Source organism: Actinoplanes sp. TFC3 (assembly GCF_001553785.1).
Lineage (GTDB): Bacteria > Actinomycetota > Actinomycetes > Mycobacteriales > Micromonosporaceae > Actinoplanes.
Genome location: NZ_LOJP01000001.1, coordinates 3,978,820 through 3,993,190 on the forward strand (window position 1 = coordinate 3,978,820; position 14,371 = coordinate 3,993,190).

Annotated in this window: 13 protein-coding genes and 1 pseudogene; 9 read left to right on the top strand and 5 right to left on the bottom strand. The window is 70.5% G+C overall.

The window, feature by feature from the left end; translation table 11 throughout:
- A pseudogene (locus TFC3_RS38065) lies at window positions 1-245 on the top strand (acetyltransferase); the annotation flags it as partial.
- On the opposite strand, the gene TFC3_RS17905 reads toward TFC3_RS38065, so the two are convergent.
- Entirely contained in the window at window positions 242-835 is a 594-nt protein-coding gene (locus tag TFC3_RS17905) for a TetR/AcrR family transcriptional regulator (RefSeq protein WP_067501097.1), read from the bottom strand. The pseudogene TFC3_RS38065 and the gene TFC3_RS17905 overlap by 4 nt on opposite strands.
- A 156-nt stretch (window positions 836-991) precedes the next feature.
- Between TFC3_RS17905 and TFC3_RS17910 the strand changes: the two genes are divergently transcribed.
- Complete coding sequence (locus tag TFC3_RS17910) at window positions 992-1,774, top strand: bifunctional 2-polyprenyl-6-hydroxyphenol methylase/3-demethylubiquinol 3-O-methyltransferase UbiG (protein WP_067501099.1); 783 nt, start codon at window positions 992-994, stop codon at window positions 1,772-1,774.
- Here the strand turns inward: TFC3_RS17910 and TFC3_RS17915 are convergent.
- Together TFC3_RS17915 and TFC3_RS17920 are read right to left on the bottom strand one after the other, a co-directional pair.
- Window positions 1,771-2,139, bottom strand: coding sequence for a VOC family protein (locus tag TFC3_RS17915; RefSeq protein WP_153040280.1), 369 nt, complete (start codon window positions 2,137-2,139; stop codon window positions 1,771-1,773). The two genes, TFC3_RS17910 and TFC3_RS17915, sit on opposite strands and share 4 nt — an antisense overlap.
- A 46-nt stretch (window positions 2,140-2,185) precedes the next feature.
- A complete protein-coding gene (locus TFC3_RS17920; RefSeq protein ID WP_067501103.1) occupies window positions 2,186-3,007 on the bottom strand; it encodes a DUF1028 domain-containing protein in 822 nt (273 codons plus the stop codon).
- Between the two features lie 18 nt (window positions 3,008-3,025).
- On the opposite strand from TFC3_RS17920, the gene TFC3_RS17925 reads away from it, so the two are divergent.
- A complete protein-coding gene (locus TFC3_RS17925) occupies window positions 3,026-3,778 on the top strand; it encodes a phosphotransferase (RefSeq protein WP_067501105.1) in 753 nt (250 codons plus the stop codon).
- Window positions 3,779-3,870: 92 nt separating this feature from the next.
- Here the strand turns inward: TFC3_RS17925 and TFC3_RS17930 are convergent, their stop codons facing one another.
- Window positions 3,871-4,512: a response regulator transcription factor gene (locus tag TFC3_RS17930; protein ID WP_067501107.1), complete on the bottom strand. Its 642-nt coding sequence runs from the start codon at window positions 4,510-4,512 to the stop codon at window positions 3,871-3,873.
- On the bottom strand, window positions 4,500-5,741 hold the full coding sequence (locus TFC3_RS17935) for a sensor domain-containing protein (protein WP_067501110.1): 1,242 nt from the start codon (window positions 5,739-5,741) through the stop codon (window positions 4,500-4,502). Before TFC3_RS17935 ends, TFC3_RS17930 begins: the two co-directional genes overlap by 13 nt.
- A gap of 111 nt (window positions 5,742-5,852) precedes the next feature.
- Between TFC3_RS17935 and TFC3_RS17940 the strand changes: the two genes are divergently transcribed.
- From TFC3_RS17940 to TFC3_RS17965, 6 genes are all read left to right on the top strand, one after another.
- Window positions 5,853-6,599, top strand: a complete 747-nt coding sequence (locus TFC3_RS17940; protein WP_067506983.1) for an ABC transporter ATP-binding protein — start codon at window positions 5,853-5,855, stop codon at window positions 6,597-6,599.
- Complete coding sequence (locus TFC3_RS17945) at window positions 6,596-8,893, top strand: FtsX-like permease family protein (RefSeq protein WP_067501111.1); 2,298 nt, start codon at window positions 6,596-6,598, stop codon at window positions 8,891-8,893. Before TFC3_RS17940 ends, TFC3_RS17945 begins: the two co-directional genes overlap by 4 nt.
- Window positions 8,894-9,006: 113 nt before the next feature.
- The gene (locus TFC3_RS17950; protein WP_067501113.1) at window positions 9,007-10,554 is read left to right on the top strand and encodes a long-chain fatty acid--CoA ligase; all 1,548 of its coding nucleotides are present in this window, start codon (window positions 9,007-9,009) and stop codon (window positions 10,552-10,554) included.
- A gap of 199 nt (window positions 10,555-10,753) precedes the next feature.
- On the top strand, window positions 10,754-12,016 hold the full coding sequence (locus TFC3_RS17955) for a hypothetical protein (protein WP_067501115.1): 1,263 nt from the start codon (window positions 10,754-10,756) through the stop codon (window positions 12,014-12,016).
- Window positions 12,016-13,077, top strand: coding sequence for a glutamate ABC transporter substrate-binding protein (locus TFC3_RS17960; RefSeq protein ID WP_236718183.1), 1,062 nt, complete (start codon window positions 12,016-12,018; stop codon window positions 13,075-13,077). Before TFC3_RS17955 ends, TFC3_RS17960 begins: the two co-directional genes overlap by 1 nt.
- Complete coding sequence (locus TFC3_RS17965; protein WP_067501117.1) at window positions 13,074-14,261, top strand: hypothetical protein; 1,188 nt, start codon at window positions 13,074-13,076, stop codon at window positions 14,259-14,261. The genes TFC3_RS17960 and TFC3_RS17965 overlap by 4 nt, the downstream gene beginning before the upstream one ends.
- Window positions 14,262-14,371 lie beyond the last annotated feature (110 nt).

Consider the following 14,371-nt stretch of genomic DNA (forward strand, 5'->3'; position numbering starts at 1 on the left):
TGCTGGCCGGGGCGGCCGGGGAGGCTTGCTTCGCGCAGATTGCCTATCTGGGGGTGCGGGCGGAGGCGGCTTTCGGCGATTTGCTGGGGGCGGCTGCTTCAGCGCTGGCTGAGCAGGGAGCGCGGGAGATCGTCGCCGATGCCGATGCGCATCGGGTGGGGGTGGTGTCTGAGCTGGAACGGGCCGGGTTCCGGCGGGTCCCGTCCCGGGGGCCGTTCCTGCCCGCCGGCACTGCCCGTTCTTAGCGGCCTCTGATGACACCGGCGAGGACCGTCGCCACCACCTTGTGGACGGCGGCCTCGCCGGGTCGGGTGCCGGTGCGGTCGGCCGAGATCAGATGACCGCTTCCGATCAGAGTGAGGGCGAGCGTGTTCACATCCGCCTCGACCCTGATGCGGCCCCGATCCTGCTCCGCGGCAAGGTAACCGGCCACCATGCCGGTCGCCTCGATCAGCATCGGCACCCCGACCGGCGTCGTCTCCCGCAACCGCGCCCGCAACTCGTCCCGGGCGATGACCAGCGCCACGATGGCCGCGGCAACCGAGGTGAACAAGTCCGTCAGCACCCGCGTCAGAGTGTCGACAATGTCGCCATCACCCGCCGTCTCGCGCAGGGCCGCCTCCTGCAAGCGGATCGCGGCGGTGCGGTCGAGGACAAGTTCGGCCAGGAACGCGTCGAAGTCAGTGAAGTATCTGTGCAGCACACCCTTGGCAACGCCCGCCTCGGTGGTGACCGCACGGCTGGTCAACGCGTAAGGACCATCCCGCAGAAGAACACGCTCAGCCGCGGCGAACAGTTGCTCGCGGACGTCACGGAGGGCTACACCGGTCGGCACTTCGCTTCTTCTCCGTCTTCGACGTGGTGGGTACGTCGCCTAGTCTCGCTCGGCGCCACCCAGTCTGTCTCAGTGGACGGCCCACGCGTTCGTGGCGTCCCGGTCGGCTTCGTGGGCGCCTTGTCTTAATGGGCGCTTGCCCATTAGCGTGGGCACATGCCCATTAAGCCGCCGCACCACCATCGGGACGCCGCTGAATCGTTCGGCTTGGAGGCCGAGCGGTACGACCGGAGCCGCCCCCGGTATCCCGCCGCCATGATGGAGCGCATTGCTGACGCCGGTCCTCGCGTGCTTGATGTGGGCACCGGGACCGGCATCGCGGCCCGGCAGTTGCAGGCCGCGGGGTGCACTGTGCTGGGGGTCGAGCCGGATGAGCGGATGGCTGCAGTGGCTCGCGGGCACGGGGTGCAGACCGAGATTGCCACGTTCGAAACGTGGGACGCCGCCGGCCGTACGTTCGACTCTGTCACCGCCGGGCAGGCCTGGCACTGGGTGGATCCCTTGGCCGGAGCAGCAAAGGCAGCGCAGGTGTTGCCGCCCGGCGGACGACTCGTTCTGTTCTGGTACGTCGCCGAGCCCGCGCCTGAGGTAGCTGCCGCGTTCGGCGAGGTGTACGCCCGCGAAGCGCCGGACCTGCCCTCGATTCCGTCCGGCAAGCCGGCGCTCGACGTGTACTACTCGGTCATGGTCGGCACGACAACCGACGGAATTGCGCGGGCCGGCGCGTTCAGCGAGCCGGAGCAGTGGCGCTATGACTGGCAGCAGGTCTACACGCGCGACGCTTGGCTCGATCAGGTGCCCACGGCCGGCACGCACACCCGGTTGCCCCGCCCGGTTCTGGATCGGATTCTGGGCGGGCTCGGCGCTGCGATCGATGAGGTCGGCGGCTCGTTCACCGTCAACTACGCCGCGGTGGCTGTGACAGCTCTGCGACGTTAACGGGCGTGCGGGTGCAGCGGTGACGAGTCGCCAATCAGCCAGCGGTGGCCGTACGGATCGAAACCGCCTTGCCGGTGCTTTCCCCACGGCGCGTCATGGTCTCGCACCGGGTCGTCACAGGTGGCGCCGGATTGCGCTGCGCGCTGCAGGAGGGCATCCGGATCGTCCACGAAGACCTCGACGCGGGTGGTCGTGCCGCCGAGCGCGCCGGGCGTGTCCCAGTTGTTGTATTCCGGCTCGGCGAGGAAGAAGGGCGCGCCTTGCAGTTCGAGGCCGATGACCGAGCCCAGGTTCCAGAGTTCGGTGGCGCCGAGGGCCTGTTGGTACCAGCCGGACGCGGCTGCGGCGTCCGGCACGGCGAGCATGAGCGAGACAGCAGTCATGGTTCCAGTCCTGCACCTCAGGGGGTGCTCAGTTCTGGGTGGTGGCTCGGAGGTGGGCCAGGACCAGGGGGTCGATGTGGCCGGGGACGATGCGCATTTCGAGGTTCTCGATGCCGGCCCAGGACGCGAGGGCTTCGTCGAGGTCGCCGGTAACCGCGAGCCTTGTTCGAACCTCATCAGCGGTCTCGCCTTCGAGGGTGATCAGCGTGGTGGGATCGGGGCGCTCGAAGTACAGGCTGTGCATCTCGAGGAGCCGGGCGAGTTCGGTCACCGGCGCCGGATGGTCGTCCACACGCAGGTCGGCAAGAACGTCGCTGGTCCCGCCGTACCCCATGCCCTTGGAAACCACCAGCAGAGCGCAACTCTGCCGCCCTCGCCGGTCGCCTCCGGCCTCGTCCCCGGCCCGCAGCGCCGCCAGCAGCCGATCGGCCAACCGGCCCTCCGATCCGAGCCAGGCCGCGTGCATCTGCTCGACCACCTGCGGCCCGGCCAGCATGTTGCCCTGGATCGCGAAACCGTCCCCGGCCACCCCACCGGCCCAGTCATGACAAGCACCCCCGGTAAAGGTCGCGCCGGGCCCACCCGGCCCGACCACCCCGACCTGCCGATGATCGACCGGCCCGGCGTCCCCGGCGATGAGCGCGGCCACCGTCTCCGGAGCGGCAACGCCCGTGGCGAGCAGAGCCAGCGCTTGCGGACGGTACGCGAGGTTGGCGTACGACTGCGTGGCTACGGCACCGACGTCGGCCAGGGCTGCGGGTACGGCGGCCCCGACACCGAGAAACTTGCTGGCCACGGCTACGCCGAGCGACTGGCCGTCCGCCGAACGCGCCACGATCGAGAACGTCATGGGTGGACGGTAGCTGAGGTGCCTGGGGCATTTTGCGGCTGGGCGCTCGGGCTTGTTCGCTCGCGGCCCGGCAACGTCACCGAACAGATCAACGGCAAGCAGTGGCGGGCGTACGAATGGCTGACCTCCGGTCCACCTCTGGCCGCCCCGGTTGCGGCCGTAGTCACGCGTGAGGTGGGCGCTCTTCTCGCCACGATCCACGCCTTGGGCGTACCGGCGAATCGGTTGTGTCCGTGGAGTTCCTTGCGGCTGCCGGCAACGGGTTGGCCGGAACTCAGCGAGGCTGCTGCCGGCAAGGGGGCCGGATGGGCGCCGGAGCTGGCCGCGGCGGTGCCCACGCTGACCGGGCTTGCTGCGCTGAGCGATGCCCCGGTGCCGGCCGAGCCGGTGCTGTGCCACAACAACTTGACCCCAGGCAACGTCCGGGTGGGCGCCGGCGGATGCCTGGTCGTCACCGGGTGGGAGCACGCCTCCGGGCTCCCACCCGTCTGGGAGCTGTGCGCGGCCCTGGTCAACTGGACGGTGGAGCCGGGCGGTGACGTCAACGGCCCGGCGGTACGAGCCCTGCTCGACGGTTATGGCGAACCACCGCAGCTGACCTTGGGGTCGTTCCGGGGCACCGCGACGGCGCTGCAGAACTACGTGGCCGGCCAGGTCGAAGTGGCCCTGGGCAGCACCGACGACTACGCCGACCGTTCCGTGCACCACCTGCTCACGCACCTGCCGACGCTGGCAACCTACGAGCAGATCCTGCAGCACGCCCGTGCCTGAGCTGCGGCTCGGCTGCGACCGGCGATGGCCATGCCGGGTCACGGTTGCAGCCGGGCCGCGGTTCGCTTCGGTGCCGGCGCTGGGCATGTGCATCACGACCTGAGGTAGGCGAGGACCGCCCGCACGCGGCGGTGGTCATCGACGTCGGGTGGCAGGTCGAGCTTGGCGAGCATGCTGCCGATGTGCTTGGCCACCGCCGCTTCGGTCACCACCAGCGTGCGGGCTATCGCCGTGTTGGAGCGTCCCTCGGCCATCAGCGCCAGCACCTCCCGCTCGCGTGGGGTGAGGCGCTTCAGGGGATCCCGGCGGCGGCCCAGCAACTGCCGGACCACCTCCTCATCAATCACCGTGCCCCCTGCCGCCACCCGTTGCATGGCGTCGACAAATTGCTCGACCTCTCCGATGCGGTCCTTGAGCAGGTAACCGACGCTCTTCGAAGGGCCCGAGTCGAGCAGCTCCGAGGCGTAGGTCTGCTCGACGTACTGGCTGAGCACCAGCACGGGCAGCGACGGATCGGCTTTCCGCAGCGCAATGGCGGCTTGCAGGCCTTCGTCGCTGAAGGCCGGCGGCATCCGTACGTCGGTGACCACCACGTCGGGCTTCTCGGCCCGGACCGCAGCGATCAGCGCTTCGGCGTCCCCGACCGCCGCCACGACCTCATGGCCGAAGCGCCGCAGCATCCCGGCGATTCCCTCACGAACGATGAGCCCGTCCTCGGCGATCACGACGCGCATGGGATCTCCACGTGCACCAGCGTCGGACCTCCGGGAGGGCTGGACAGCGACACCGAGCCGGCGACCGCCGCCACCCGGTCGGCCAGTCCCACCAGCCCGCTGCCGCGTGACGGGTCCGCCCCGCCGCGCCCGTCATCGCGTATGTCCAGCATCAGCCACTCGTCTCGGAAAGACGCCGTGATCGAGGCACGCGATGCCGCGCTGTGCTTGGCCACATTCGCCAGCGACTCGACCACCACGAAGTACGCCGCCACCTCGATGTGCGTGGGCAAGCGACGGTCGAGTTCCACCTGAAGGTCCACCGGCACGGGGGCATGCCCAGCCACGTTTCCGATCGCCGCCGCGAGCCCGCGGTCGGTGAGCACCTTGGGATGCACGCCCCGGATCAGCTCGCGCAGCTCCGCCAGCGCATCCTTCACCAGCCCCTGCGCGGTTGCGAGCGACTCCGCGGCGGCCGAGCCGGGCGGCACCTCCAGGCGAGTCAGCCCCAGATGCATGCTCAACGCCACAAGCCGCTGCTGCGCTCCGTCGTGCAGGTCGCGTTCGATGCGCCGGCGTTCCACCTCGACCGCGTCGACGAGCCGGGCGCGGGAGCGGGTCACCTCCACCAGTTTGGCGTCCACGTCGTCGCTGCGGGGGGCCAGGATCGCGCGCGCCATCGCAGCCCGCGCGCCCGCCCACGCCGTCACCGGGTAAGCGGCGATGATCAACGCCAGCGGCGCCAGGAGCGTCAACGGCACCGTGAACAGCGGCGACCTCTCGCCGGCGAGGTAGATCGGGGCGAACAAGAAGGTCGACGGCACGAACAGCGAGACCGTGACCACCGCGGCATCCATCCAGCACAGCACCATCGCCGAGGCCATGGTGTAGCTGAGTTCGCGCCACGTGGCCTGCTCACGGAGGCGGAACCTGAGCCACGCGCGCAATCCCGGGCGGGGCGGCGGGCGGTGCGGGGGTGGCAGTGAATCAAAGTCGATCAAGCGCATCCGGACACGCTCGAGGCGGCCGACCGCCACGCCGGACAGCAGCGCCGCGATGTAACAGGCAAGCCCGACGACCACCACGGACAGCACCGAACCCGCGCCCAGCAGCGCCAGCCCGCCGATGATCGTGGTGATCCCCATCAGGGTGCCCCCGGCCAGATATGCCAGCGAGCGCCACGGCCAGGACGACCGGAGAAACCGGGTCGGGCGCATGGTGAGCGCTTCGAGAGCGTTGCGAGCTGACATGAAAGGCGACGCTACAGCCGGATCGGGTGCTTGACGGTAGTGCTGGGTATACATTGCATTCTCGTGCCCGCACCAATGTGGCGGGCGCCGACGGACGCCAAGCTCGACGGCATGACCATCACGAGCATGAAGACGGCTGTGGAGCTGCGTGCCGTCTCCAAGATTTACGGCACGGGTGCAGGCGCCGTGACCGCCCTCGACGCGGTGGACGTGGCCATCGCGCCGGCCAGCTTCACCGCGATCATGGGGCCGTCCGGTTCCGGCAAGTCCACGTTGCTGCATTGCGCCGCCGGCCTGGACCGGGCGACCAGCGGCGACGTGGTGATCGACGGTGTGCCGATCGGCGGGCTGTCCGAGCGATCGCTGACCCGGCTGCGCCGGGAGCGCGTCGGCTTCGTGTTCCAGGCTTTCAATCTGATCCCGGCGCTGACCGCCGAGCAAAACGTGGTGCTGCCGCAACGGCTGGCCCGGCGCAAGCCGCAGCCGGGCGCGGTGCGCGCGATGCTGGCCGAGGTGGGTCTCGCGGACCGGGCCACACACCGCCCGAGCGAGCTCTCCGGCGGCCAGCAGCAGCGGGTGGCGATCGCGCGGGCGCTGGTGTCACGCCCGGCCGTGTTGTTCGCCGACGAGCCGACGGGCGCACTGGACACTTCCGCATCACGCGACGTGCTGCGGTTGCTGCGGCTGGCGGTGGACCGGCACGCCCAGACCGTGGTCATGGTGACGCATGATCCGTACGCCGCCGCGCACGCCGACCGCGTCATCCTGCTCAAGGACGGGCGGATCGCCGATCACCTGTCCGGCCCGGCCGACGCAGCCGAGATCGCGGTGCGCATGACCCGGTTGGAGCAGCGATGAGTCTGGCCTGGACCATGGTGCGGCACCGGTTCGCCGCGTTCGCCGGCACGTTCGTCGCGATCGCGCTCGGAGTGGCGCTGATCGCCGGCGCGGGCACACTGTTCGCCTCGTCGCAGCCTCAGGTATCGGAGCGCTACGAACACTCCCCCGTGCTGGTGCACTCGCCGAGCGTCGGCAAGGGCAGCGACGGCTACGACGACTACCGCGCGTGGACGCCGTCCGAGGCGCGGGCTTTGGCCGTACGGCTGGAACAAGTGCCCGGTGTCCGAGCCGCTGTGCCTGATCCGTCCTTCTACATCCAACGGGTGATCAACGGGCGCGCCACGGGTGATGCGGAGGCCGCGAAGGCGCAGGGGCACGCGTGGTCGTCGGTGGCGCTCGGGGGCTACCGGACGATCATGGGCGCCGCGCCCGAAAAGGCCGGGGAGGTGGCGCTGCGCGGGGTTGCGCCGGGCAGTCGGGTAGAGGTGCTGACCGCACGGGGGCCGGAAACCTGGACGGTGACGGCAACGGTCGACGCGCCCGGTTTCTTCGTCGCGGACGATGAGGCGCAGGCGCGTGCCGGCGGCGTGCGGGTGATCGGGTTGACCGGGAACCCGCAGGCCGCGGTGGTTCGGTCGGTGGCCGGGGCGGACGGATTGGTCTTCGCCGGCGGGGAGCGCACCAAGCTGGAGGAGGAGTCGGTCTCCCGCATCCGCTGGCTGGGGGCGCAGCTGATCATTGCGATGGTGGTGCTGGGCGTGTTCGTGGCGGTGTTCGTGGTCGCGTCGACGTGTGCGCTCGGTGCGGCGCAGCGGCGCCGGGAGATCGGGCTGCTGCGCGCGATCGGGGCGACGCCAGGTCAGGTCGTGCGGCTGATGTACGCCGAGACGGTGGTTGTGGCGGTGCTCGGTGGAGCGGTGGGCGTACCGCTGGGGGCTCTGGTGGCTCCGCTGCTTGCTCCGCCGCTGGTCGATGCGGGTCTGGAACCTGCGGGATTCGCCGTGACAGCGCAGCCTCTCGTGCTGACGGCGGCGTTCCTGACCGGCATGCTGGTGGCGCTGGCCGGAGTGTGGACGGCGGCGCACCGGTCGAGCCGGGTGCCGGCGCTGGACGCGTTGCGCGATGCCGCGGTGGAGCGCCGGGCGATGACGGTGCCGCGCTGGATCATCGGGCTGCTGACCGCTGCGGGCGGGGCGGCTCTCACGATCGCGCTGCCGTCGATTCCGGCCATGCAGCAGACCACCGCCGCCTTGGGGGCCGCGATGCTGCTGCTCGTCGCGGCGGCTCTGCTCGCGCCGGTGGTGATCGTGCCGCTGGTGCGGGTGGTGACCTGGCCGTGGCGGCGCGCAGCGACCGGGATGCTGGTCCGGGAAGGCACGCTGACCGGGGTACGGCGGGTGGCGTCGACTGCTGCGCCGGTGCTGCTGACCGTGGGTTTTGCGACGCTGCTGACCGGCACGATCGCCACCATCGAGCAGGCGACCCGCATTGACGAGACGGCGAAGATCCCGGCGGCCATGATCGCCGCGCCGGACGGTACGCCGGGGTTGTCCGAGGCTGCCGTGACCCGTCAGCCCGGCGATGCACCGCTGGTCAGTGACGTGCTGCTGACCGTCGGCGGCAAGACGCTGTCGTACCAAGCCACCGGCAAGCAAGGGCTGCGGGGTGTCGAGCTGTCGAAGGACCTGACCGGCCGGCCCGCGCAGGTGGAGGTCGGGTTTGCCGACGGGAGCACGGTGCGGCTGCCAGTGACCGGTACGCACGACGGGCCAGCCGAGCTGGTGGACCTGCCTCGCGGCGTGCTGCGCCAGCACAATCCGGACGCGCTGACCGAGTCCGTGCTGCTCGACGGGCCGGCCGTGGCCGCGGCGGGGATGAAGGTGCTGACCGTGCGGCAGTACGTCGACGCGCGCATCGGCGTCGAGGGCCGGATCATCGACTTGTTCCTGATCGTGCTGATCACGCTGACGGTGGGCTACACCGGGCTGGCGGTGGCGAACACGCTGCTCATGGCCACCGCGGGGCGGCGCGCGGAGTTCCGGGCGCTGCGGCTGGCCGGAGGGGGCACCGGCGACGTGCTGCGGGTGACCACGGGGGAGGCGCTGCTGTCGGTGGCGGTCGGCACGGTGCTGGGCGGCGGGGTGGCTACGGCTGCGCTGGCCGGCATGAAACGCGCTACCGAGCACGAGCTGAAACAGGTCGTCGACCTGGTGGTGCCGTGGGGGCAGACGCTGACGGTGGTACTCGCCTGCGCGGTGATCGCCGTGGTCGCGGCGGGAGCGCCGGTGCTGCGCCGGCAGCAGGCGACATAGGCCGAGGAGGCAGCGGGCACCGGGGCGAAACCTGACCGAAACGAGGGTTTGGGAATGAGGAAGGGCATGCTGGGATGAGACCGTCGTCACAACAACTCTCGGAGGACTCCGGCATGCTCAACCTCTCCGTTTTCCTGGAGGACAGCGCCCGCGCCTACCCGGAGCGCGCCGCGGTCGTGCTGGGTCCGCAGCGGTTGTCGTACGCGCAGGTGAACGCGGCTGCCAACCAGGTGGCTGACCTGCTGGTCGATCGGGGGATCCAGCCCGGGGACAAGGTGGCGCTGTCGTGCCCGAACCTGCCGTACTTCCCGATCGTGTACTACGGCATCCTCAAGGCCGGGGCGGTGGTCGTACCGCTGAACGTGCTGCTCAAGGGGCGCGAGATCGCGTACCACCTGGACGACTCGGACGCCAAGGCGTACTTCTGCTTCGAGGGCACCGCCGAGCTGCCGATGGGTGCGGAGGGGCACACCGGATTCGAGCAGACGCCGGGGTGTGAGCACTTCTTCGTAATCACCGCGGACCCGGCGGCGCCGACGCCGATCGAGGGGGCTGAGACGTTCGGGCAGGCGCTGGCGGGGCGTTCGCCGGTGTTCGAGACGGTGCTGGCCGATGAGGGTGACGCGGCGGTCATCCTTTACACCAGCGGCACCACCGGTCAGGCCAAGGGCGCCGAGCTCAGCCACTCCAACCTGGTGATGAACGCGCTGACCTGCAACCGGCTGTTCCTGACGGCCCCGGCCAAGGACACCCATCTACTGGTGCTGCCGCTGTTCCACTCGTTCGGGTCGACGGTCAACATGAACGCCGGCTTCTCCACCGCCGCGACGCTGGTGCTGATGCCGCGCTTCGATGCGGCCGGGGCGGTCAGGCTGCTCGAGACCGAGAACGTCACCTTCTTCGCCGGTGTGCCAACCATGTGGTGGGGGTTGCTCAACGCGCTGGGTGAGGGCGTGGACGTGCAGCGCATCGCGGCGAACATGCGGGTGGCGGTGTCCGGGGGTTCGTCCCTGCCGGTTGAGATCATCCGGGAGGTGCACGAGCGGCTCGGGTTGAGCATCCTCGAGGGGTACGGGCTGTCCGAGACCTCGCCGGTTGCCACGTTCAGCCCGATGTCCGCCGAGCCGCGGCCGGGCTCGATCGGCGTACCCATCTGGGGCGTCGAGGTGAAGCTCATCGACGAGTCCTGGAACACCGTCGAGGGATCCGACGAGATCGGCGAGATCGCGATCCGCGGGCACAACATCATGCGGGGCTACTACAACCGGCCCGAGGCGACTGCTGAGGTCATGAACAACGGGTGGTTCCGCAGCGGCGATCTGGGGCGGCGGGACAAGGACGGCTGGTACTACATCGTCGACCGGGCCAAGGACATGATCATCCGGGGTGGGTTCAACGTCTACCCGCGCGAGATCGAGGAAATTCTGATGACCCACGAGGCGGTCTCGCTGGCGGCGGTGATCGGGGTGCCGCATCCCAGCCACGGCGAGGAGATCAAGGCGTACGTCATCCTCAAGGACGACGCCGCCATCACCGAGGAGGAGCTCGTCGCGTGGGGCAAGGAGCAGATGGCCGGGTACAAGTACCCGCGAATGATCACGATTGTGGACAGTTTACCGATGACGGCGACCGGCAAGCTGCTCAAGCGGGCCCTGACGTAGGCCGGAGCCGAGGTTTGATCATTTGCTTCGATACGGCACAGTGTCCGGTGTGAGCGCGCCACCACGCACGGCAGCGGCAGGTCCAGCCCCGGGGAACCGGCCTCTGCTCTCCCCACCGCCGTCACCCGTCCGGCTGCCCGCCGCGCTCGCGCCGGTTGCGCCCGCACCGAGTCAGTCGAGGAGCCGCCGGCCTGGCCCGTTGCGGCGGCTGGGCGGGCTGCGGCACACCTCGCCCGGGCGGCTGCGGCTCATCCGGGCCGCCCTGGTCGTGCTCACCCTGCTCACCGGGTTGTTCGCCGGGGTCACCGCGGCGAACAGCCGGGCCGGCACCGACGACCTGCGCGACCGCGCCCAGCCGCTGCTGGTCGACGCCGAGACCGTGCTGTCCGCGCTGGCCGACGCGGACACCACGGCCGCGCAGGCGTTCCTGGCCGGCGGGCTGGAGCCGGCCGGGCTGACCCAGCTCTACGAGCAGGACCTCACCCGCGCCTCGGTGGCGTTGACGGCTGCCGCCCGGCGCACCCCCGAGAACGGCGTTGCCGGTGACGCGGTGCGGCAACTGGCCGAGGGCATTCAGCAGTACGCGTCGCTGGTTGCCAGTGCGCGGGCCAACAACCGTCAGGGATTGCCGGTCGGGGCGTCGTACCTGTCCACCGCGTCGCAGCTCAACCGCCTCAAGCTGCAGCCCTTGGCCAAGACGCTGTTGAGCGCCGCACAGGCCGAGGTCGACAGCGGCTACTCGGCGGCCCGCAGCACCGGGTGGACGAGCGTGCTCATGCTTCTGCTGATCGCATTGACCGTCGCGTTCGTGGCGGCCCAGATCTACCTGAGCCGGGCGACGCGGCGCACGTTCAACCTTCCGCTGCTCGCCGCCACCGTGGTGACGCTCGCGCTCGGGCTGACCGTGCTCGCCATCGTGACCGCGCAGCGCAGCCACCTGAACACCGCCGACGAGGCTGGCTCGAAGCCCGTCACCCTGCTCGCCCAGGCCCGCACGCTGGCCCTGAACGAGCGCAGCTTCGAGTCGCTCACCCTGGTGGCCCGCGCCGGGGAGGACGCCAACGAGGACGACTTCAAGCGCGCCGCCCAGCAGCTCAACACCCAGTTCGGGGTGCTGTCCCGGGCATTGCGGGGAACCGACGCGGCCGGGCCGGTGAGGTCCGCAGCGCAGCAGCATCAGACGTATTTGAGCAACCATGACAAGGTGCGGGCAGCCGACAAGAACGGTGACTACGCCGGGGCGGTCCGGCTCGCGGTGGCCTCGGGAACGACCGCCAACTTCACGGCGCTCACCGACAACCTTGCGACCGCGCTGGAGGATCGCAAGGACGTCTTCGCCCACGAGAGCAGCGTGGCGGGCCGGGGGCTGGGCGCGCTGACCGTGCTGGGTCCGCTGCTCGCGCTGGCTGTCTGCGCCCTGGCCGTCGTCGGCCTGCGGGCCCGCTTGGAGGAGTACCGCTGATGCGTGCCCGTCCCCCCGCCACCGGCCGTCCCCAGCCCGCTGCATCGCCGGCCGAAGCGCCACTGCCCCGCAGCCACCTCAAGCCCGCCCCAAAACCAGCCAAGCCGCTGGCACGCAGCCTCGCGGCCGCCGGCATCGCCCTTGTCGCGCTGCTCGCGGGCTGCTCGGCCGATGCCGAAGGCCCCTCCGACCTCGCCCGCCCCTCCACGCCGGCGCCCGGCTCCACCACCGCGCCGGAAACGCCCGTGGACACCTCCTGCAACCCGCGGGCCAGTCTGCGCCCGACTGGCTCGCTACCCGCACCGGGGAAGATGCCGGCCGGTTCGTTCATGCGCAAAATTCAGGAACAGGGTTACCTCAACCTCGGCACCAGCCAGGACACGTTGCTGTTCAGCTCGCGCAACGCGTTCACCGGGTCGATCGAGGGCTTCGACGTGGACATGGGGCGCCAGGTTGCCGAGGCGATCTTCGGAAACCCGGACAAGATCAAGATCACGGTTATTCCGTACGCGGAGCGGTCCGAGGCTGTTGCCAAGGGCTCGGTGGATCTGGTGGCGGACACGATGACTGCTACGTGCGAGCGGTGGAAGGACACCAGCTTCTCGACCGTGTACTACGACGCCGGGCAGAAGGTTCTGGTCTCCAAAACCTCGCCGGCCAAGAGCATCGACGACCTGGGCGGGCAGAAGGTGTGCGCGGCGACCGGGTCCACGTCGTTGGAGAACATCGCGCAGGCCGCGTCAGAGCCGAAGGCCGAGGCCCGCCCGACGTTCGGTGAGTGCCTGGTGGCCTTCCAGCGCAACGAGGTTGCCGCGATCAGCACCGACGACACCATCCTCGCCGGGCTGGCCGCGCAGGACCCCTACGCCAAGGTCATCGGGCCCGCCATGTCCAAGGAGCCGTACGCGATGGCCATCTCCGAGGACCACCCCGACTTCACCCGCTTCGTCAACGCCGTGCTGGAGCGCAACCGGGCCAACGGCACCTGGCGGAAAACCTACGACCGCTGGCTCGGCGACTTCGGCAAGGCCCCGCAGCCCCCGGCGGCGGAGTACCGATGACGTTCCCCGAGCTGCTGATCCGCGCGGACAACGAACTCTCCCGGCTCGAGGCGGCCGCCACCACGATCGCGGCGAACCTGGTCGACCTGGACGACAACAGCGCCCGCAAGGACCTCGACCGCGGGCCGTTGACCGGGCGCACCGCCACCTCGTGGCAGGACGCCACCGCGGCGCTGACCCAGCTGTGGGACGGCTACCGGATGCTCACCGCGTTGATCACCTCGGCCCGGGCCGTCCGCGGGCAGCGGCGTTTCAGCGACACCGAACGCTCGGCCTACATCGACCAGGTGCTCGGGCGGTCCATCACGTTGTCCACCACCACGGTGCCACTTGCGCGCCGAGGGCTGCTGGGCGCCGGTCAGGTCACCACCACCTGCTCCCCCGCCGAGTTGCTGTCGGCGATGGAGGCCGCGTTCACCACCGCGGTGTCCACGGCTACCTGGGCCGGTGAGCGCTGGGGCAAGCTGCTACCCGAGACCGCCGACACCGCCGCCCGGCTGGCCCACCTGCGCACGCTGACCTCCTCCCCCCTGCTCGACGACGCCGACCGGCGGCTGACCGGCTTCACCGCCCAACTCGCCACCGACCCGCTGGGCTGCGACGACTCCGTGCTCGATGCGATCCGGGCGCTGCTGGACCGCGCCGACGCCGAGCGAACCTCGGTTGACGAATTCCGCGACGCCCTGGGCCAGCGCCTGAGCGACGCGCACGCCCTGGCCACCAAGCTTGCCGCCGCCGCGCACACCGCCGCGGCGGCCGAGGAAGCCGCTACCGGGCGGTTCTCCGACGGGGACATCGTGCGCGTCGGGGGCGGGGATCTGCGCGTCGAGCTGGCGGCCATCAACGCGCTGGCTACGGCCGGGCATTGGGCGCTGATCAGTCCGCGGCTGGCCGCGTGGACCCGGCAGGCGCGCGAGCGGCTGGCCCGGCTCAACGACGCGGCGACCCGCAATGCCGGGCTGCTGTCGGCGCGCAACGAGCTGCGGGGGCGCTTCGACGCCTACCGGGCCAAGGCGAACAGCCGAGGGCTGGCCGAGCATGACAAGCTGGTGCCGCTGGCCGGCCGGGCCCGCTCGGCGCTGACCACCGCGCCCTGCGACCTGGATGCCGCCCGCGCCGCGGTTGCCGCGTATCAGGAGGCGGTGGCTACGCTGACCAGCAGCACGACGGGGGGCCCGAGATGAAGTGTCAGCGCAACTGTTCCGGCACGATCGTCGACGGCTATTGCGACACCTGCGGCATGGCGCCGTCCAAGAATCCCGCGCCCCGGCCCGCCCCCGCCCCGGTGGTGGAG

Coding starts and splice junctions, on each gene's coding strand:
- TFC3_RS17910 (WP_067501099.1), top strand. CDS start 992: ATGCCCATTAAGCCGCCGCACCACCATCGGGACGCCGCTGAATCGTTC.
- TFC3_RS17915 (WP_153040280.1), bottom strand. CDS start 2,139: ATGCTCGCCGTGCCGGACGCCGCAGCCGCGTCCGGCTGGTACCAACAG.
- TFC3_RS17920 (WP_067501103.1), bottom strand. CDS start 3,007: ATGACGTTCTCGATCGTGGCGCGTTCGGCGGACGGCCAGTCGCTCGGC.
- TFC3_RS17930 (WP_067501107.1), bottom strand. CDS start 4,512: ATGCGCGTCGTGATCGCCGAGGACGGGCTCATCGTTCGTGAGGGAATC.
- TFC3_RS17935 (WP_067501110.1), bottom strand. CDS start 5,741: ATGTCAGCTCGCAACGCTCTCGAAGCGCTCACCATGCGCCCGACCCGG.
- TFC3_RS17940 (WP_067506983.1), top strand. CDS start 5,853: ATGACCATCACGAGCATGAAGACGGCTGTGGAGCTGCGTGCCGTCTCC.
- TFC3_RS17945 (WP_067501111.1), top strand. CDS start 6,596: ATGAGTCTGGCCTGGACCATGGTGCGGCACCGGTTCGCCGCGTTCGCC.
- TFC3_RS17950 (WP_067501113.1), top strand. CDS start 9,007: ATGCTCAACCTCTCCGTTTTCCTGGAGGACAGCGCCCGCGCCTACCCG.
- TFC3_RS17960 (WP_236718183.1), top strand. CDS start 12,016: ATGCGTGCCCGTCCCCCCGCCACCGGCCGTCCCCAGCCCGCTGCATCG.
- TFC3_RS17965 (WP_067501117.1), top strand. CDS start 13,074: ATGACGTTCCCCGAGCTGCTGATCCGCGCGGACAACGAACTCTCCCGG.